We start from the raw sequence: 21,702 nt of genomic DNA, 5'->3' as shown, positions 1-21,702 counted from the left end.
ACTGGGTACGAGGGCTTGCAACTGGTGCTGCTATCAATCCCTCGGTGGCCGGGCACCGACGAGGCAATTCGACTACCAACTGGTCGCTGGCAGCACTGACTCCTAGCTTCGCTGCCGGCGTTAACGACTTTGGGCAAACGCCTTCGGCAGCATGAGCTCCAGTCAGCGAGGACCTACAACAGCTACATAGCCATCAGACCGACGTGGAAGCCATACGGGCTTACCACACTGAGGTGCGTAGTGACCGAGTCGAGATCGGCTCGATGTTGAAGCGACCATATCTCCACCTGGTGTACTTCTATTGTCATGGGGGCCGAGAAAAGAACGACGTATGGTTGGGCGTCGGCCGCAAGCAACGGCTAATTCCCTCGGACCTATTCAACTGGAAGGTGCGATGAGCGAGTCCCAACCCCCTCGTATTCATCAATGGATGCGAAACGGTGGGGGTCACCCCGGACGACCTAATATCCTTCCTCAACGTCTTGGCGTTCAGTCGAGCATCAGGGGTCATCGGTGTCGAGATCACAATCCCCGAGAAGCTAGCCAGTCGATTCGCGATCGATTTCCTGTCGAGATTCGCCGCTTACGAATCGGTGGGGAAGTTGGTGCGGGCAGGTCGTAGGCGTTGCATCTCGGCTGTAAGGAAGCTTTTCAGGTCACCTACAAACGTCAACTCTGCGACCTTCAAAGCTGATAGCCGACTTCATGTAAAGTTGGCGCTGAGAGGGGCTCCCTGCAGCTCGTAATGCTTACTGAAGAGGGCGCCGCAGCCAGGGATTGCAACGTAGGCGGAAGGCTTGCCCTGTCCCCCACAAACGGCGAAGCTGCGGCGGATACGGTTGACGCCCAAACATAGCTGGAACCTCCCAATTTCAAATGTGGCTCTACCTGTCCGCCAAGTGTGGCAGGCAACCCGCGTCTTGCTTTGAAAATGAGGTTCCAGCCCCACTGGATCACACTTTTTGGGCCTTCTGACACAGGCGTCAGCGCCGGAAACAGGATCCGGAGCATCCACCATTCCCCGCCCGGAGAGCACCACGAAAAAGCTGGACGCTCCCAGATACGGTCCGGCGACAATAGCCTTCAGAAGGACCAGACACGCCGGGGGCTAGCACGCCCCAGGACCGGCCACTTCCTGCTACATATCGTCTAGACCCCGCCTGCCGGGAGTCTCCCGACTGCAGAGGGCTTAGTCCCTCAACAAAATGTCCTGCGTTTGGGCTGCGGTCCGACGTCGCTCCCCGACCCGTGGGCGCCAGCAAGAGGCCATGCATCTGGAGTAACAGGCACGGGAGCCTCTGCTGGGACGCGAACTTGGCATCGGTAACGCCGCCGTAACGGACGTGTGCCGATACTGGCACGTGAAGCCGCCAGCAAAAGTACGACTTCTCGTTTGACGGACCCGTCAATCGAGGCGTTCGGGCTCGCTATTGAGAAGTGAACTGACATGGAGCTGGACGGATTGACAGAGAAAGCTATCCATGAGCCGTAGGCGGGCTTACACCGGCTTTGAGGGGAGACATGATGCCAGATCAAGTCCGGCAGCAGCGCTCATGGGCAACAGGGGCGAGCGTCTTGAAGACGGCTCCGGACTACGGCGCTGCGGGGGTGTCGTCCCTCGACCCGGGTCCAGCGGGCCCACTCGGACCCCCGGTCAGCCTGCCCAAAGGCGGCGGTGCGATCCGGCCCATGGGCGAAAAGTTCGCCAGCAACGTGGCGACAGGAACAGGCACGTTCACGATACCGATTCCCACGAGTCCTGGGCGCGCCGGATTCGGCCCCGCTTTGGCACTCGATTATGATAGCGCAGGCGGCAACGGCCCGTTCGGTTTTGGCTGGGCGGTCCACACTCCGTTCATCTCCCGCCGCACGGATCGTGGACTTCCCCTCTACAACGACGGCGACACGTTTTTCCTCACAGGATCGGAAGACCTCGTCCCGATCCCCGCTCCGCCCGACACCCAAACGCAGGCCGGGTACTCCATTACCAGGTTCCGTGCCCGTGTCGAGGACCGCCCCGTTCGCATCGAGCGGTGGATCCGCGACGATGGCGACACGCACTGGCGGGTGCTGACGGCAGAGAACATCCACAACACCTACGGTGCCGATGCCGCCTCGCGTATCAGCGACCCCGCCGATCCCTCCCGGGTATTCAGCTGGCTACTGAGCTACAGCCGCGACGACCGGGGCAACGTGATTGCCTACACCTACCGTGCCGACGACGGTACAGGCGTCCTGCTCAGCCTCGCAAGCGAGGCGAATCGCGGCGATCGCGATGACAGCCGACGAACGGTTAACAGGTACCTAAAGTCGATCCGCTATGGCAATCGCAAACCGTTCCTCGACGACGCCGGCCGTCGCCCCCGATTCGTCTCGTCCACTGACCTCGACGCACAAGAGTGGCTGTTTGAGCTTGTGCTCGACTATGGGGAGCACGACGCCAACGCGCCTGAGCCCGGCGACGGGGGCGACTGGCTCATGCGGGCTGATCCGTTCTCGACCTACCGTGCCGGGTTCGAGGTGCGTACGACGCGGCTGTGTCGCCGCTTCCTTATGTTTCATCACATACCGGACACCCCGCACGGGCCGGGCTATGACGGCTTGGTGCGCTCGTTAGAGCTCGCCTATACCGGAGACATAGCCGCGGGGACGGTCGATGCCCCGGTCTACAGCTCGCTACGCTCGGTCACCCAGCACGGGCACCGTCGTGACGGCGCGGGCTATGTGAGCCGGTCGCTGCCGCCGGTCGAGTTCACTTACAGCGAGCCGCGACTGGATCCGCAGGTCCGCGAGCTGGAGACCGACTCCAGCGGCATCCCAGCTGGACTCCTCGGCTTCGAATGGGCGGATCTGCACGGGGAGGGCATCCCCGGTCTGCTCCGCCGCGAACCGGGTGCCTGGTACTACCTGCGCAACGAGAGTCCGCTCAGCGCGCCGCGGGCGGCGTTCTCGGCCGCGGCTCCCGTCGCGAATCTGCCCTCCCTCCGGGCAGGCGGCGTCCGCATCCTGGACCTCGCCGGCGACGGGCTGCCCGACCTCGTCGAGCTGGAGGGACCGCTCGCCGGCCTCTTCGAGCATGACGAGGACGAGTCCTGGGAGGCGCACCGGCCGTTCACCTCGGTGCTGCCGGTTCCCGGCGACGACCCGTCCCTCCGGCTGGTGGACCTCGACGGGGATGCGCGCGCGGACGCTCTGGTGTCAGCCGGGGACCGGCTCTGGTGGCACCCGTCGCTCGGAGAGGCGGGTTTCGGCGAGCGCCTGAGCGTCGACCTCCCCGCCGACGAGGAGCAGGGCCCGTCGGGAGGCTTCGGCGACCAGCTGAACGAGCTGGCGCTCGCAGACATGTCCGGCGACGGGATGGCCGATCTGGTCCGTATCCGCGCCGGGGAGGTCTGCTATTGGCCGAACCTCGGCCGGGGTCGGTTCGGATCCAAGGTGACGATGGATCGCGCGCCCTTGCTCGACGACGCCGAACACTTCGACCCGCGTCGCGTGCGCCTGGCCGACATCGACGGCTCGGGGACGACAGACCTGGTGTACCTGCACCGCGAGGGCGTCCGGCTCGTGTTCAACCAGTCGGGCAACGGCTGGGGCGACCCGGTGCAGCTCGCCTTCCCGTCTGCGGACGACAGCGCGGACGTCCAGGTGCTCGATCTGCTCGGCACCGGGACGGCGGCACTGGTTTGGTCGTCGCCGCTCGCGGGCGCACAGGGCCGCGCTCTGCGGTACGTGCAGCTGCTCGCCGAGAAGCCGCACCTGCTCGTCGGCACGACCGACAATCTCGGCAGCCGGACGGAGGTCGCTTACGCCCCGAGCACGCGCTTCGCAGTGGCGGACCGAATGGCGGGCCGGACGTGGACGACCCGGCTGCCGTTCTGCGTGCACGTGGTCGAGCGCGTCGACGTGCACGATCTCGTCGGGCGCACGCGCTTCACGTCGACCTACCGCTATCACGAAGGCTGTTTCGACCGTGAGGAACGCGAGTTCGCCGGCTTCGGGATGGTCGAGACGATCGAGGCCGACGAGCGGATGGACGAGGATGCCGCGACGCCCTGGCGCCCACCCACGCTGACCCGCACCTGGCACCACTGCGGCGACAGCCCGCTCCCGGGAGACTGGCCCGCGGGCCAGGGCTGGGAGGGCGACCCGGACGGAACGCTGAGCCGCAAGGAGGCGCCGGCGGGCACGAGTCTCCGGGCGCTGCGCGGGCGGGTGCTGCAGACGGAGGTGTACGGGCTCGACGGGAGCGCGCGAGAGGGCATCCCGTACCAGGTGGTGCAGAGCGTGTTCTCGGCGCGCGAGCTGCAGGCGGGCGACGCCGCTCGGCCGGCCGTCACCCGCGCGATCGCGCGGGAGTCACTGACGGCGACGTACGAGCGCGAGGCCGGCGATCCCCGCGTCCGGCACGACTTCACACTGGAGGTGGACGACTTCGGCGCGGTGCGACGCGCGCTGTCAGTCGCGTACGGGCGACGCTCGCCGCATCCCGAGCCCGGTCTCTCCCCCGCCGACGCCGCGGTCGCCGTCGCGCTGCAGGCCACGCCCGTGCTGCGCGCGACGGCCGCCGGGTACACCGATCCCCTCGTCGACCCGGCGCTCTTCCCCGACACGTATCGGGCGCCGCTGCCCGCACGCACGACGGTCGCCGCCCTGTACTGGCCCGGACTCCCGGCCTCCGGCCTCACCACTTGGGACGACGCGCAGACGGCATGGACGGCCGCCGTCGCCGCGCCCGCGGACGGCGACCGCCTCCCGGAGCGCGACCTCGATCCGCTGCGCCCGGGGCCGGCTGCGGGCTGGCGCGTGACCGAGGATCGCATCCTCCGCTACCGCAGCGACGACCTGACCACGCTGCTCCCGCCCGGCACGCTCGAGGCGCGCGCGCTTCCCGGCCAGGAGTACGTGCTCGCCCTGACCGGCGGTCAGGCTCAGGACGTGCTCGGTGAGCTGGCCGACGCGGCAGCGCTGGGCGACGCGGGCTACGTGCGGCTGGACGGGGAGACGGGATGGTGGGCCCCGCAGGGCGAGGTCGGCTACACCGCCGATCCGGCCGATCCCCCCGCGACGGAGCTGCAAAGCGCCACAACCCACTTCTTCCTCCCGCGGCGGCTCGTGGATGCCTTCGGCGGGGTCGGCAGCATCGAGTACGACCCCTGCGATCTGCTGCGTGTCAGCTCCACCGACCCGGTGGGGAACGTCAGCCGCGCGCTGCTGGACTTCCGCGTGCTGGGACCGCGTCAGGTGACGGAACCCTCGGGCTCGCGGAGCGAGGCCGCCTTCGACGCCCTAGGCCTGCCGGTCGGCGTGGCACTTCTCGGCACCGCCGCCGAGCCGACCGGCGACTCCCTCGCGGGCTTCGAGCCCGATCTCGCCGAGGCCGACATCGTTGCGATCTCGACCGCGCTCGACGGCACGGGCGCGGCCATCGAGGCCGCCACCTCCCGGACGGTCTCCGACCGGACCGCCTTCCTCCGGACCCGCGACGACCCGTTCCCGACGCCGGTCTGCACTGTCCAGCTGAACCGCCGCCAGCATGCTCCGGACGACCCGGCGGGCGCCGATCTGCAGATCGCCGTCGCGCACATCGACGGGCTCGGCAACGAGGTGCAGCGCAAGACGCAGGCCGAGGCCGGACCTCTCGCCGACGGCGGCGCGGTCGCCGAGCGCTGGGTCGGATCGAGCTGGGTGATCCTCGACCGTGCGGGCGACCCGGCGCAGACCTTCGAGCCGTTCTTCAGCGCCGGTCACCGCTTCGAGAGCGACCGCCGGGTGGGATTCGCGACCACGGTCGTGCGCGACCCGCTGCGCCGGGTGATCGGGCGCCTCCATCCCGACGACACCTGGGAGAAGACGGTCATCGCGGCCTGGCGTCAGGAGAGCTGGGACCGCGTGGACACGGTGACCGCGGAGGACTACCGCACCGATCCGGTCGTCGGCCCCGCGCTCTCGCGCCTGCTGGGGGATGCGCCGGACGCGTACGTCTCGTGGCGCCGCCGACGCCTGGACGGCGACGTGGGCGAGACGCCCGCCGATGTGGCGGCCGAGCAGGACGCCGCGACCAAGGCATCCCTTCTGGCGGGGACGCCCGCGGTCAGCCTGCTGGATGCGGCGGGCGGACTGTGCGCGGCGCTCGCGGACGCCGGTCCGGACGGCGTTCTGGCCAGCCGGATGGCGGTCGACCTGGCGGGACGCCCGCTCGCCGTCGTCGATCCGCTCGGCCGGACGGTGGTCGAGCAGGTGGTGCGCTCGGGTGCGGTGGCGCGCAACGGCCTCGACGGTCTGGGCCGCACGCTCGTGCGTGCCACGATGGACTCCGGACGCCACCTGACCCTCCCTGCCGCGGACGGGCATCCCGCACGGACGCTCGACGCGCACGGCGTGAGGATGCGCTGGCTCTACGATGCCGCCCGGCGGCCCACCCACCTGTTCGCGCGGCCGGCGGGCGGGACCGAGGTGCTGCTGCAGCGCTGGGTCTACGGAGAGGGTGTCGCCCGCGCGAACGCCGCCGGCCGGATCTACCGCGTGTACGACAGCTCCGGGATGCGCGAGAACAGCCACTACGACCACCAGGGCGACATCACCGAGCAGGTGCACCGGACAGCACGCGCCTACCGCGACCTGCCGGACTGGTCGCCGACCGCCGCGGCGACCACCGCTGCGGCCGTCGCCGCGGGCGCGGAACCGCTGCTGGAACCAGGCGAGTACCGCAAACGCACCTGGTACGACGCGATCGGGCGCCCCGTGCAGACGACCACGCCGGCGAGCGCGGGGATGGCCACCTGCGTCCTGCGCTACGGTCACGGCGCAGGAGGGCTCCTCGAACGGCTCGACGTGTGGCTGCATGTGGCGGCACCGCCCGCCGGGCTGCTCGACCCCGATGCCGCCGGCCTCCACGTCGTGACCGGGACCGACTACGACGCGTCCGGCCGGATGCTCCGCCGCGAGCGCGGCAACGGAACGGTCACCGAGTACCGCTACGACCCCCGGAGCACGCGCTTGGCGTCGCTGACCACCATTCGATCCGGGTATCCCGCCGACCAGCAGGTCGTCCAGGCGCTCGCCTACACGCACGACCCGGCGGGGAACGTCACTCGCATCCGCGACACCGCCGACCTCGCGAATGTCGTCTTCTTCCGCAACCGGCGGGTGGAGCCCGGCGCCGACTACGGCTACGACCACCTCTACCGGCTCGTCACCGCGACCGGGCGCGAGCACGCGGGACTGGTGGGAGGGGTGGCCGGGCCGCCGACCCCGCCCGGTCCGTCGGATGCGCCGCGCACCGGTCTCGTGCATCCCGGCGACGGCAACGCGCTCGTGACGTACACCGAGACGTACCGGTACGACGCCGTGGGCAACCTCGCCGAGATCGCCCACGCGACCGCGAGCGGGGGTTGGCGGCAGGGCTACGCGTACGACGAGCCGTCCGTGCTGGAGCCCGCCCGCAGCGGTAACCGGCTGTCGGCGACGGGACCGGCCGCTGCGGACCCCGCGACGTGGGCGGAGCGCTGCGCATACGGCCCCGGCGGCGAGACGACCGCGCTCCCCCAACTGGCCACCATGCGGTGGGACCTCGGCGACCGGCTGGCGAGCACCGGGCAGCAGGTGGTCGTCGTCCCGGGCGCTCTGCCCGAGATCACGTACTACTCCTACGACGGCGACGGCCTGCGCACCCGGCTGACCGTCGACCGGGCGGCCGCGGCGGGCGCCGATCCCACCCCACGTGCGGAGCGCATTCTGCTGCCCGGGCTCGAGATCGACCGCGAGCTGGCAGCCGACGGCACTGCCACGGCCGTGCGGGAGACCCTGCGCATCGACATCGGCGAGGACACGGTCGCCCTGGTCGAGACCCGGACCTCCGGAGCGGACGCCGGACCGTCTCAGCTCGTGCGGCACCAGTACCGCAACCACCTCGGCTCGACGACGCTCGAACTGGCGGCGGATGCGGCCGTGATCTCGTACGAGGAGTACTTCCCGTACGGCGGCACGTCCTACGCGGCGGCACGCAACGCGCTCGAGACCGCCAAACGCGACCGCTGGCTGGGCAAGCGGAGGGATGCGACGGGGCTGGTCTCGATCGGAGTGCGCTACTACGCACCCTGGCTGGGCCGCTGGCTGAGTCCCGACCCGACTGAGACGGCCGACGGGCTGAACGTCTACGTGTATGCAGGCGGCAACCCGATCACGCTCCGCGATCAGGACGGCCGGGCGATCGAGGCGTATTACATCGCGCCAGGGCGGCCGGGGAATCAGCCGTTCATGTGGTTCCTCGGCGTCGCCGCGCACCGGCTGATCGCCTATCACTACGAAGGGTCGCACCTGAACGAGAAGGACGGGATCTACACCAACTACATCCCGATCTCCACGATCCTGACCGATGCCGAGATCGGCGATCCGTCGCGCCTGTCGGCGAGCGAGCAGAACGCCAAGCCCGACATCACCAACGTCGACAGCCGCGAGGTGTTCGAGATCAAACCCTGGAACAGCCAGGGCGAGGCGGACGCGCGCAAGGAGGTGAAGGACTACCAGAGCTGGCTCAACAAGGGGATGGGCGTCCCCCCGGGCGGGCGCGGGCGATCCGGGCCGGCGAAGTATCCGTTCCTTCTCGGGCAGGGTGCCAGCGGGCAGCTGGCCGTGCAGTTCCAGGGCGGCCGTGCCGTCTGGCGACTGGTGTGGAAGACCACGGAGGACGGCGTCATCCTGTACAAGTGGCAGAAGACCTCCAAGACCGACCGCGATGAGATCAAAGAGGCCGGCGAAGGGCAGTGGGTCGACATCACCGAGGCCGACGCCCAGGCGCTCGGCAAGGAGGTGCACGACGAGGTCGAGCGGGGTCTCGGCCGGCGCCAGACGCTGTTCAAGACGATGGAGATCACCAACACCGTGCAGTCCATCGTCGGAGCCATCGCCTCCACCGTGATCATGAGCGCGATGATGAGCCAGCTGCGCACGAATCTCGCCCCGCGTCCCGGTGTGCCGGCGCCCGCTCCGGGGATCCGGCCGGTCACGCCTCCGCCCCCTCCCCCGCCGGCGCCCGTGCCCGCGCCGCCCGCCAACGTCCCGCCTCCGTGGATGCTGCCGCCGCCCGGCGGAACGCCGCCCCCGACGATCAGGCCGGGTTTGTGAACGCCGTCGGGTTCCCGCTGTGGACGTGGCGCAGCGGAGACGCGGGCGCCCTGGTCGCCGCGCGCCACGCCGGGGAGGAATGGGTCGCGTCCGGCTGCAAGGCCGACATCCCCACACGAGCGGTCGGGCAGGGGGACGTTGTGTTCGTGGGGGCGAGTGCCGACCTCGATCCGGCGCGGACGGGACCGCGGGCGTACATCGCCGCGGACTTCCTCGGCGCGGCGCTCGCTGCGGCCCGGGCGGGCGCGGGGGCGGGCGCGGTGGCGGACGCGTGGGCGGGGGCGGCAGTATCGCCCGCCGATCCGGCGATGGACGCCGACAGCGTGCGCCACCGGCTGGGCCGCACCCCGTGGGGTGCCCTCACCCTCCTCACCGGGCGGAGGAGCCCCGGCACGCCGGAGTCGACGGCCGCGCTCGTCCACGCGCTGCTGGACGCGTGGGATGCGCTCGACGGCCTGACCTACGTCGACGCGGACGTCCGCGCCGTCCCGTTCGAGGAGGTGGTCGCGCTGTCCCTCGGCGGCCTCCTCGGCACCTGGCTTCCAAGAGCGGGGGCGAGCCTGCGCGACGACCTCGCCACCGCCTCCGCCACCCTGCGCGCCGCCGACGAGACCGAGCGCCGCGACCACGCCGTCGCCCGTATGGCCGAGCTCGCGGCGAGCAGCTCGCGCATCGTCCACCGCAACGAGCTCACCGACCGGGCGCGTCTGGCCGCGCTCTACGACGACTGCGACGCGGATGAACGCGCCGCACTGGCGACGGGCGACAACCGCGCCATCCTCCCCCTGCTCTATGGAGCAGACAGATACCTCTAGCACCGAGCGAGGTCACCATGAACCGCATCGTCCCCGGCCTCGAGGCCGGCAGCACCGGCGCCGCCGTCGCCGACCTGCAGCAGGGTCTGCTGCTGCTCCTCGAACACGGAGCCCTCGACCTCCCCGCGCCCGACGTCGATCAGCTCACCGCCCTCCTGAAACGGGAGGCGCGCCGCAGCGCGTACGGCGACGGCACCGCGAAAGCCGTGTCGCTGTTCCAGGAGCGCCACCGCATCGAGGCGCACGGCTCGGTCGACGACCCGACCGCGGAGGCCCTCAACGCCGAGCTCGAACGGCTCGGCGCGTTCGACGAGGAGCCCACGCCGGAGCAGCGCCCGACCACACGCACCCTCGCGGGAACGGTCCTGCTGGCGTCCGGCTTGCCGGCCTCCGGCCTCGCGCTGCGCCTGTACCGCCGAGGGTTCGGCGGCACCAGCACCCTCGTCACCGAGACGACGACGGACGACGCCGGCGGCTACCGGATGCAGTACGACCCGGGGCCTCGCGGCTGGAGCGTCGAGGTACGCGGCGTCGGAGCGGACGGCGGCGAGACGGTGCTCTCGACGCCGCTCGACGCCGTCAGCGCCCTCTCCTCCGCCCGCGTCGATCTACTGGCTCCGGCGGGACTCGCGCCTGCGGCCGGCGAATACCGGCGACTGCTCGGCGACATCATCCCGCTCATCGGCGATCCCGCCGCGCTGACGAAGGCAAGCGAGGCCCCTGACCGTCGAGACCTCACCGGCCTCGCGACCAGCACCGGATGGGATGCGCGCCTCACCGCCCTCGCCGTCAACGCGCAGCGCGTGAGCGAGCGCAGCGGCCTGCCCGCCGAAGCGCTGTACGGACTCTTCCGCGCGGGCATCCCCACCGACGACGGCTCCCTCGCCCAGCTCTCGCCCGACACGGTCGGCCACGCCCTCGGGAAGCTGCGCGAGCGCGGAATCGTCGATCTCGACGACGCGGCGGTGCGGGAGGCGGTCGCCTCCTTCCAGCAGTTCGCCGACACCACCCGGCTGGCCACTCCCGTGCCCGGCTCGAGCGGCACCTACGGCGAACTCCTGGGCGCGGCGGCGGACGACGAAAACGCGGCGCGGTTCGCCCGCGCGTTCTTCGCCCAAACCGACCGCGCGCACGGCGGCGACCTTTGGGATGCGGCGCGGGCCGAGAACGTCGACGAGCCGACTGTCGCCCGCCTGCAGTGGCAGGGCAAACTCGCCTACCTGGTAAGCAACAGCGCTCCGGTGACCACGGCTCTCATGGGCAGGCTCTCCGAGGGCGCACCGGGCGCCGACCAGACTCTGACCAGCCCCGCCGCCCTGGTCGCCGAGGGATTCTACCGGGCCGACCAGTGGACGCAGACCGTGCGCGACCTCGCCGCCGACGACGCCGCACTCGACGCCCTCATCCCCGCTTCGTACGGCGGGGACGACGTGGAGGCACGGCTCGGTGCATACGCGGAGGACATGGCGCGCAAGGTGCGGATCAGCTACCCCACCCAGGTGGTGACGAGGATGATCGACGCGGGCGACCTCCCCGTCGGCCCGTCCGCGGCGCCCACCGTGAAGCTGCTCGACGCCCTCGCCCAGACCGGGTTCCAGCTCGGCGCGCAGTCCGTCACCTCGTACCTGGAGACGTCCGATCTGGCCTCCTCTGGACTCGCGATCGCCGGCCTCGGCGACGACGAGCGGGCTGCCGCCACCGAGACGGTGAAGACGCTGCACCGGGTGTACCAGATCACACCGGGCAACGACGCGATGGCCGTGTTGCTCGACCTCGGCCTGACCTCCTCCTACGACGTGACGTCTCTCGCCTACGACGCCTTCTCGCGCCTGTACGAGAAGGCGTACCTCGACCGGTTCGGCCGCAAGCCGGCTGCCGCCGAGACCCGGCTGGTGTGGCGCAAGGCGCACCAGGTCTCCGCGATGTCGTACAACCTGTTCGGCGTCGTGAAGAAGGTCGACAGCGACCCCGAGCTGCTGGCGATCTCCGGCGGCGCCCCCGCCCGCACGGCCGAGGTCAGCCGGCTGAAGGAGTCCCTCAAGGGGTACCCGACCATGGAGTCGCTGTTCGGCTCCCTCGACTTCTGCGAGTGCGAGCACTGCCGTTCCGTGCTGAGCCCGGCCGCCTACCTGGTCGATCTGCTCGCGTTCTGCGAGGGCGAGCCCGCCGCCTGGGCGAACTTCCTGGCCGAGTGGGAGGAGCGGACCGGAAGCCCGTACACCGACAAGTTCCGCAACCCCTACGACGAGCTCGTCGCCCGGCGCCCCGACCTCCCGCAGCTGCAGCTCGACTGCGCCAACACCAACACCGAGCTGCCCTACATCGACCTGGTGAACGAGATCCTGGAGTACCGGGTCGCCCACGGGGCGCTCGCCGCCGACGCGGTGCACGACACCGGCGACGCGGCCACCGAGTCCCTGCTGGCCGAGCCGGCGAACGTGCTGACCGGCGCGTACCGCGCGCTGCGCGAGGCCGTCTATCCCGTCGGGCTGCCGTTCGACCTGTGGACGGAGACCGTCCGCCGTTTCGCCGCGCACGCCGAGGCGCCCCTCGCCGAGCTGCTCGACACCTTCCGCCCGACCGACGCGCTCATCGACCCGGCCGCCGCCTACGACCGCGTCGCCGTCTTCGCCGAACAGCTCGAGCTGAGCGCGCCCGAGCTGGCACTGCTGACCGACCCGGATCCGCTGACCGCCTGGTGGACGCTGTACGGCTACCCGGACGAGGGCGCCGCCACGACCGCCGCCACCGATCCCGACACCGGCCAGCGCATCGACCTGAACTCGGCGAAGGCGCTCTCCCGCCGGCTCGGAATCAGCTACCGCGAGCTGGTGGACCTCGTCCAGACCGGGTTTGTGAACCCGGGATTTGCGCGGGAGCCTCTGCTCGCCGCACTGCCCGCCGCGATGAGCACCGTCCGCTGGTTCCTCGACCCGGCGAACCAGACCTTCCTCTCCACCGAGTCCGACCTGCTCGGCGACGGCCTGACCGCGGCTCAGCAGGCTCGCAAGAAGGCGCTGAGCGTGGACGACTGGAACCGCCTGACCGAACTCGCCGCGTTCGCCGCCCGGATCGACGCCTACGCGTCGGCGTACGGGATCACTGCGCAGCAGGTCCGCGACCGCCTCGCCGATGTGCCCCAGGACCAGATCCTGGTGCTCGCCGATCCCGACACCGGTGCGGACTTCGACCGGACCATCCTGCAGCACGCCGACGGCACCGCCGCCGACCCCGCCGTCTTCGTCCGGCTGAGCTGGTTCGTGCGGCTGTGGCGGCGGCTGGGCTGGTCGATCGTGGAGCTGGACACCGCACTCGGCGCCCTCACGCCGACCGATGCCGACGGCCGGCTGGTCTTCGCCGACCGACCGCTGCGCACCGCGATCGTCTACCTCGCCCACCTGGTCAGTCTCGCGGCGACGCTCGAGCTCCCCGCCTCCAAGCGCCTCTCGCTGCTCACCCTGTGGGGGCCGCTCCCGGTGCGCGGGGCCCGCTCCCCGTACGCCGCGCTGTTCCTCACCCGCAGGGTCGCCGGCCTCGACACGGTCTTCGACCACCCGTTCGGCGACTATCTCGCACCGGCCTGGGTCGCGGCGCAGGGCGAGGGCAAGCCCCCCGAGTTCGGGCTGATCGCCGGGCACCTCCCCGCCGTGCAGGGAGCGCTCGGCCTGAGCGCCGCGCAGGTGGCCGCGATCCTCGCCGACGCAGGCACCTCCCTCGACACCGCTCCCCTGACGCTCGAGAACGTGTCCACCCTCGCCCGTCACGCCCTCCTCGCCAAGGCCATGCATCGACCGGTGGACGACCTCATCGTGCTCAGCGCGCTCAGCGCCCTCGACCCGTTCGACGGCGTGGAGCCCGGACCGCTCGACGACCTCGCCGAGGACCACCCGTACAGCGGGACGCTCGCGTTCGTCGACGTCGCCGCGCGGCTCGCCGAGATCGACCTCGACGTCGGGATGCTCGACCGGCTGCTGCGCGGACGGCTCGACCCGGCCGGCACGGCCGGCGCCGACCAGCCCGATCCTGCCCGCGACGCCCTGCTGATCACCGGCCTCGCTGACCAGCTGCGCGCCCTGCGCTCCGCCGCCGCCGTGCCGGCCGACGCGAGCGCCATCACCGAGCAGTGGCTCGCCGAGCTGCTCGGCCAGTCCCTTGGCGCGCCCGTCGTCGCTCGCCTGCTCAAGATGCTGCGCGGCGCGGAACCGCTCACGCCCTCCACTCAGGACTTCTTCGACACCGAGCTGCTGCAGCGCGATCTCGGCGGCGGCGCGACGACGGGATTCCTGGCAGCGTCCGACTACCCCGGACTGTTCGAGCCCGTCCCCGGACTCGTCGCACCCCTCCCCACCGACACGGCCGAACAGCTCGCCGAGAAGGCGGCCGCCAACGCGGACCTCCTCGCGGCCGCCACCGCCTCCCGTCGTGCGCGCACCGCGGCGGCGTTCGCCGAGGCCCGCTTGCGCAGCCAGGCCACCGAGCTCATCGCGGGCACGCTCGCCCGCGCCCTCGACGCGGACGCCGACCTCGTGACAGCACTGCTCACCGATCCGGCGGTCCTCGCGGTCGGCGGCCGACCGGTGCTGCCGACCCTGACGTCCCTGGCACAGTCAGGCGTCGACGGCGACTTCTTCCCGAGCGCCGACGGCACCGGGCCCCGCCAGGACACCCCGTCGCTGGTCGGCGATGCCGATACGGCAGCCCGCGCCGCGACCGACAGTGCGGGCGACCCGCTGCCCGCCGCTAACAGCATGCGAGTCACCGGAACGCTCGTCGTGGACCGCTCGGGACCGAACCGCTTCACGATCGAGCTCGCGAAGGCGGGAGCGAGTGCACAGCTGTCGTTCCCGCACCTGTCCGATCCGCTGTTCCTCGACGGGACGGCGGCGGTCGACGACTCCGTGCTGGGCACAGGGCCGGACGAGTTCGTCCAGCTGGACGCGGGCGTGCCGTATCGCTTCGACGTCACCGCGACACAGCTCGCAGGAGGTCGCGCCCGCGTCCTGGTGCACTCGGCCGCTGCTCCCAGCGCGCCGTTCGGCAGTCTCCGGCTCTACCCGGCGAGCGCCCTCGACCAGGCCCTCGTGACGCTGACCCGGGTGCGCTCGGCCGCATCGCTGCTCACCGCCCTGAACCTCGACCTGCGCGAGGCACGCCACCTGCTCTCCCACCCGGCGCAGTTCGGCGGGCTCGACCTGGGCGGCCTGCCCACCGCGCCCGTCGGCGACTCCCCGGCCGAACTGGCGGCGGCGCGCGACCGGTTCGCGGCCGTCCTCCGTCTCGCCGGCTACGCATCCCTCCGCGCAGAGCTCGGTGCCGGCCCGGGCGAACTCATCGACGTCTTCGAAGCGGCGGCGGCGCCCGCAGACCCGTGGCCGCACGTCACCGAGCTGCTCGCCGCCCTGCTGCGGCGCATGCCCGACGAGATCGCTGCGGCCGCACTGCTGTGGCCCGCAGGACCCGTAATCGACGACGACCTGACGCTCCGCCGGCTGTGGGAGGTGCTCGCCCTCGCCGCGCGCTTCGGGACAACGCCCGATCGGCTGCGCAATTGGACAGGGGTCGTCCACCTGACCGCCGACGACACCGGCCGCGCGGCCCTCGCCGCCGACATCCGCGAGACGGTCAAGGCCAACTACGACGACACCACCTGGACCACCGCGGTGAAGCCCGTCTCCGATCAACTCCGCTCCCGCCAGCGCGACGCCCTCGTGGCCTTCGTCCTGCACGCCGAGTCCCTGTCGCGGGTGGAGCAGCTCTACGAACTCTTGCTGCTCGACCCGCTCAGCGAGCCGGTGCTGACCACGTCCCGCATCCGGGCGGCGCTCGGCAGCGTCCAGCTCTTCATCACCCGCATCCTGCTCAACCTCGAGGCGCGGGTGCACCCGTCGGCCATCGTGAACGCCGAGCAGTGGGAGTGGATGAAGCGCTACCGGGTGTGGGAAGCCAACCGTAAGATCTGGCTCTTCCCAGAGAACTGGCTGGAGCCCGAGTTCCGCAGCGACAAGTCGCACCTGTTCACCGAGCTCGAGGGCAAGCTGCTCGCCAACGACGTCTCGCCCGAGATCGTCGAGGACGCGTTCCTCTCCTACCTGCGCCAGCTGGAGGAGCTGGCCAGGCTCGACATCGTCGCGATGCACCTGGAGGACGACGTCGACTTCACCCGCAACACCCTGCATGTGATCGGCCGCACGTTCTCGCAACCCCACAAGTACTTCGCACGGCGATACGCGAACCGGCTCTGGTCGGCGTGGGAGCCGATCGACGTGGCCATCGAGGGGAACCACCTCATGCCGGTGGTGTGGCGCGACCGGCTGTTCCTGTTCTGGGTCACCTTCCTCGAGCAGGGCTCGCCCGCGGGCGCCGCCTCCGTCGACACCAGCAAACCGATCACGCTGCCGACCGTCAACCTCACGATCGAGGCCCAGCTGCACTGGAGCGAGCTGGTCGAGGGCGCCTGGAGCACGCCGCGCACCGCCGGCTACGAGGTGCCGGAGGACCGCCGCCTCCGCGTGACCGTCGGCGCGGGATTCAGCACCGCGTCCATCCCGGTGTGGGTAACGGTCATCCCGGATCCGCCGCTCGGGACCGAAACCGCCGCGACCCTCGCGACCGCGGGTGTCTACCTCAACCTGGGCGCGCCGTTCAACAAGGCTCTGCACCTCACCAGCCGCAACAGCCCGCCCGAGCCGACGGCGGCACGACCCCGCCCCTCCACGCCGTTCCTCGTCGGGACGGATCCGGGCAAAGTGCGGCCGACCGCGTACATCGGCACCTCTGGCACGCTCTCCGTCAGCATCCGCACCCGGATCAGCTCTGAGCCTGCCCCCGACCTGCCCGTGACGCTCGACGTTCTCGGAGCGACGGGGCAGTACACCCTCCTGCCCGTCAACAACCTCATCACGCTGGGCGTCTCCGCCGAAGCGTATGAGGATGCGGACGACCCGGCGGCCGTCCAGGCGGCGATCGCCGCGGGCATCGGCGAGATCGAGAGCCTGATGAAACCCGCCTTCTTCGCGGACCGCAACACCACGCTCTTCCTGGAGCCGGAGGTCACCGAGCGCACCATCGAGGAGTGGCAGGAGTGGGTGACCACCACGCCCGTGCCCGGCAGCCCGCGACCGGACTGGCTCGATGACGACCGCTGGTGGACGGAGCTCGTCAAGCCGCGCGTGCCCAAGGTCGTCCCCGTCAAACCCGGCGACTGGGTGGTCGACCCGATCGACCAGGTCTTCCACAGCGGGCTGCCGTACTCGGTGCTGACACAGCCCGAGGGGCGCGACTGGATCACCAACGCCGGCACCGGCCTCCTCTTCGACGGCCAGGTCGTCGGCGAGCGCGGCGCACTCGACGTGCAGCTCGTCCAGGCGGCCGATGTCGCCTCCGCCCACGGGGCGGTCACCGTCCCCGTCGCCGCCGGAAGCGGTCTGGGCACAGACCAGGTGCTCCTCACCACCGCGCCCGCCGCGACAGTCGACGCGACGACGCTCGGGACCGGTGTCGTCCTGGTCGGCGCTGCCGGCCTCAACCCCACCCTGCACGGGATCGCCGGCATCGGCAGCGATCTCCTCTCCGGCGCCGGCATCTTCGGCGCGACCCGCTAGGAGCTGTGAGGATGATCACCACCAGCGCCGTCACGGCGCACATGCACACCCTGCTCGACCAGGCGACCGTCTTCCACGCGCAGCGGTACGTCACCACCACCGAGACCAAGTACTTCGTCGTCCAGGAGCGCGACATCTCCTACCGCGTCGGCCTGCACTCCCACCCCTACGTCGGGCCGCTGCTCGCCCGGATGATGCGCAACGGCCTCCCGTCGCTCCAGTCCGCCGACACCGAGTACGTCGGCGGAGGGATGTCGCTGCCGGAGAGCGTCCGCGTCGCCCTCCCCGCCGGGACCGCGCTGCCCGTCCCCGCCGGAGCGACGCTGACACTCACCGCCGAGACGCAGATCGCCCTCGCCGCCGGCGGGAGCATCGCGCTCGCCGCCGGGATGCGCCTGCGCGTCCGCGCCGCCGGGTCCGGAACGGCCGACGGCGGCGCGCTCGCCGTGCTCGTGAACGCGCTCCCCGCGACTCCTGCTCCCGGCACCGTGCTCGCGCTGCGCGCAGCCGCGTTCCTCGCCGCCGAGACCCTGCTGACGCTTGCCGGCACGGTCGGGGTCACGCTCTTCAGCGGCGCGGACGGCACGCTGCCCGTGAATACGACGGTCGTGCTGGCTCGAGAGACCGTGGTCACCCTCCCGGATGCGGCGCCCGCCACGCTGCAGCGCGCGCTCCCGCAGCCGGTGCTGTACTCCGATCTCCTCACGCCCTACGCACCGACCGCGCTCGTCGACCGGCCGCGCCCGGTGCGCGACCTCGACTTCAGCACCGCCGGCGCGTACTCGCTCTACAACTGGGAACTGTTCTTCCATGCGCCGCTGACCATGGCCCTGCACCTCAGCCGCAACCAGCACTACGCGGAGGCGCAGCGCTGGCTGCACTACATCTTCGACCCGACCGACGACTCCGACGGGCCCACCCCGGAGCGGTTCTGGAAGGTGCGCCCGTTCCAGTCCACCGATGTCGCCAAGGTCGAGCAGCTGCTGGTGAACCTCGCCTCCGGCACCGATCCCGACCTCGCCGAAGAGACGGCCAACACGGTTGCCGCGTGGCAGCGCGCGCCCTTCCGGCCGGATGTGGTGGCGCGCTTCCGGGTATCCGCGTACATGTACCGCACGGTCATGGCGTACCTCGACAACCTCATCGCCTGGGGGGACTCGCTGTTCCGGCAGGACACGGGCGAGGCGATCGACGAGGCCCTGAACCTGTACATGCTCGCCGCGTCCATCCTGGGGCCGCGTCCGCAGGCGGTGCCCGCGAAGGGCACGGTGAAGCCCTCGACCTACGCGAACCTCCGGGCCGACCTGAAGCAGTTCGGCACCGTGATGCGTACGATGGAGGCCGAGATCCCGTACGACCTCATGCCCCTCCCTCCCGCCGACGTCGGGACCGGCAGCCCGCAGACCGCGGTGATCCGCTCGCTCGGCCAGGCGCTCTATTTCTGCGTGCCGCGCAACGACAAGCTGATGGGCTACTGGGACACCGTTGCGGACCGGCTCTTCAAGATCCGCAACTCGCTCAGCCTGAGCGGCGTCTTCCGCAAACTCGCGCTGTTCGAGCCGCCGATCGATCCGGCCCTGCTCGTGCGCGCCACCGCGGCTGGATTGGATGTGGCGTCCGCGGTGGGCGGGCTGCACCAGCCGCTGCCGCTCGTCCGCTTCACCGTGCTCGCCGACCGCGCCGCCGATCTGGCCGCCGAGGTGAAGTCGCTCGGCGCCGCCCTGCTCGGCGCACTGGAGAAGCAGGATGGCGAAGCCCTCGCCCTGCTGCGGTCCAAGCAGGAGATCGCGCTGCTGGAGCTGGCCGAGCAGGTCAAGTACGCGCAGGCGCAGGAGGCGCTGAAGACGAGCGAGGCGCTGCGCGAGGGCCTCGCCTCCGCCAAGGCCAGGTACACCTTCTTCGAGCGACAACTCGGGCGCGCGGACGCCGAGATCGAGAAGGCGCTGCCCGACCTCTCCGACCTGGACCTCACCGCTCTCGTCAAGCAGCGCCTGAAGGAGGTGGAGGCGTCGATGGCCGCGCGCGAGATCGACGTCGACATCGCCACCGACGCGTTCGCCGACGCGGCCGGCTTCCTCATGGGCGGCCACAAGCTCAGCTCGCACGAGGTGCGCGAGACCATGTTCCTGGAGTTCGCGCAGCTGTCCAGCGACATCGGCGCCGTGCTCGGAACACTCGGCTCCGCCGCGGCCGTCGTGCCGCAGTTCGAGGTGTCGGCCGAGCCGTGGGGCATGGGCGGAGCGACCTCGTTCGGCGGGCAGAACGTCGGCAGCGGGTTCCAGGCCGGAGCCACCGCCGCCCGCGGCGTCGCCGACCGCCTCAACTTCGAGGCCCGCCGCGCCTCCCGGATCGACGGCCTCGCCCGCCGCGAGCGCGACTGGCAATACCAGTCGAACCTCGCCGCCGCCGAGATCAACCAGACCCTCAAGCAGTTGCGCGCCGCCCAGCTGCGCACCGCCGCCGCCGACCTCGAGCTGCGCAACCACCGCACCCAGCTCACCCAGACCCGGGCGATGGATGCCTTCCTCAACGAGAACGGCACCGACCGCACCGGCAAGATCACCGGCAAGTCGCTCTACACCTGGTTGAGCAGGGAGGTCCGCGGGCTCTACGCGCAGTGCTTCGAGCTCGCCTTCGACGCCGCTAAGCGCGCGGAGCGGGCGCTCGGGCACGAGATCGGCGACCCGTCGTTGCGCTACCTGCGGTTCAGCTACCTGGACGGCAAGGAGGGCCTGCTCGCCGGCGAGCGGCTGGCCCTCGACATCAAGCGGATGCAACTGGCGGCCCTCGACCTGAACCGCCGCGAGTACGAGCTGACCAAGCACGTCAGCCTCCTCCAGCTCGACCCGGGCGCCCTGCTCGAGCTGCGCACGACCGGCCGCTGCCACCTCGACCTCACCGAGGACGTGTTCACCCTCGACGGCCCGAGCCACTACTTCCGCCGCCTGAAGTCCGTCGCCGTCAGCGTCCCGTGCGTCACCGGGCCGTACGCCGGCGTGAACGCCACCCTCACGCTCACCCGCAGCAGCGTCCGCACCACCGCGACCCTCGGCGAGCGCGAGTTCGCCCGGGAGGTGGGAGTGGAGGACGACCGCTTCAGCGACGACCTCGCCCCCGTCACATCCATCGTCGCGAGCTCCGGCCAGAACGACCCTGGCCTCTTCGAGACCAACCTGCGCGACGAGCGCTACCTCCCCTTCGAGAACTCCGGCGCGATCAGCAGCTGGAACATCTCATTGCCGGCTGACCCGAGTGCGGGCGAGCCCACCCAGTTCGACTACACGACCATCTCGGACGTCGTGCTGCACCTGCGCTACACCGCCCGCGAGGGCGGCCAAGCATTACGTGCGAAGGCGATGGAGGACCTGCGCGCGCGGATCGACGCGGGGCAGGCGACTGCCTCCCACCGCTTGTTCTCGTTGCGCCACGACTTTCCCAATGCATGGGCGGCATGGCGAGCGGCGCCCAACGACGGCGGATTCCGGCCGCTTCGCCTTGAATTAACGCGGGCGCATTTCCCCTTCTGGAGCCGAGTCGTGCACCCTCAGCCTGCGGTGCTAGGTGCGCGCCTCCTCGCCCTGTCCGCCGAGGATGTAAAAATCGCCGGGCCGGACCACGCACCCGATACAGTGGACAACCTCGATCCCATCATCGGAGACCTGCGCAGCACCGAGCTAAGCAAGGCACCGCTGCCCTCTTTTGTGGGGATCTGGAGCGTCTCGTTGTTCGATCCTGAGCACGCGCTTCGCGACGCTTGGCTCGTGGTCGATTGGGGGGCGGAGAACTAGGGGCCGGATACTGCCATATTCCTAGAATGCACTTGCGAAAGCGAGAAATGCGCAAATTTATGGAAGCATACCCAAGGCAAGCGACTGGCAATCCACCGGCACTTGAACGATTATGTGCCGAATTTGGCAATAGAGCGAGCAGATCAGCCCCCATCGGATTGATTGACGACGCCACGACGTGACCCTAACGAGTGCGGGCCATCACGCTTCGTCGGACATAGAACACAGCGCTGGTGAACTGCGCTCGACATCACTGGGCGCCGTACTTTCCTACTCCCAAGGGAGAACAAGCATGGTTCGGTGATTGAAGAGAGTGTTGCAGCCGTCCAGGGCGAGCAAACGCATTTGAACCGAGCACTCCGGAGCCCTTAGTTG

General features: G+C 70.5%; 4 protein-coding genes. All 4 read left to right on the top strand.

Annotation, left to right across the window (positions count from 1 at the left end; translation table 11 throughout):
* Positions 1 to 1,689: 1,689 nt before the first annotated feature.
* From NMQ03_RS09460 to NMQ03_RS21045, 4 genes are read left to right on the top strand one after another with little or no spacing between them, the layout of a single operon-like run.
* A complete protein-coding gene (locus NMQ03_RS09460; protein ID WP_255175355.1) occupies positions 1,690 to 9,123 on the top strand; it encodes a SpvB/TcaC N-terminal domain-containing protein in 7,434 nt (2,477 codons plus the stop codon).
* Positions 9,120 to 9,938: a hypothetical protein gene (locus tag NMQ03_RS09455; protein WP_255175354.1), complete on the top strand. Its 819-nt coding sequence runs from the start codon at positions 9,120 to 9,122 to the stop codon at positions 9,936 to 9,938. The genes NMQ03_RS09460 and NMQ03_RS09455 overlap by 4 nt, the downstream gene beginning before the upstream one ends.
* A gap of 17 nt (positions 9,939 to 9,955) precedes the next feature.
* Positions 9,956 to 17,539, top strand: a complete 7,584-nt coding sequence (locus tag NMQ03_RS09450) for a neuraminidase-like domain-containing protein (RefSeq protein ID WP_255175353.1) — start codon at positions 9,956 to 9,958, stop codon at positions 17,537 to 17,539.
* 11 nt (positions 17,540 to 17,550) lie between these two features.
* Positions 17,551 to 21,327 carry a hypothetical protein gene (locus NMQ03_RS21045; protein WP_303695273.1) on the top strand — a complete coding sequence of 1,259 codons (3,777 nt, stop codon included), beginning with the start codon at positions 17,551 to 17,553 and terminating at the stop codon, positions 21,325 to 21,327.
* Positions 21,328 to 21,702 lie beyond the last annotated feature (375 nt).

The organism is Arthrobacter sp. DNA4 (assembly GCF_024362385.1).
GTDB lineage: Bacteria > Actinomycetota > Actinomycetes > Actinomycetales > Micrococcaceae > Arthrobacter.
The sequence above is the reverse complement of the archived record's forward strand: the minus strand, read 5'-3'. Positions and strand labels throughout refer to the sequence as shown.

What these genes read in the sequence shown, in the direction of transcription:
- NMQ03_RS09460 (WP_255175355.1), top strand. Translation starts at nt 1,690, where the DNA reads ATGGGCGAAAAGTTCGCCAGCAACGTGGCGACAGGAACAGGCACGTTC.
- NMQ03_RS09450 (WP_255175353.1), top strand. Translation starts at nt 9,956, where the DNA reads ATGAACCGCATCGTCCCCGGCCTCGAGGCCGGCAGCACCGGCGCCGCC.
- NMQ03_RS21045 (WP_303695273.1), top strand. Translation starts at nt 17,551, where the DNA reads ATGATCACCACCAGCGCCGTCACGGCGCACATGCACACCCTGCTCGAC.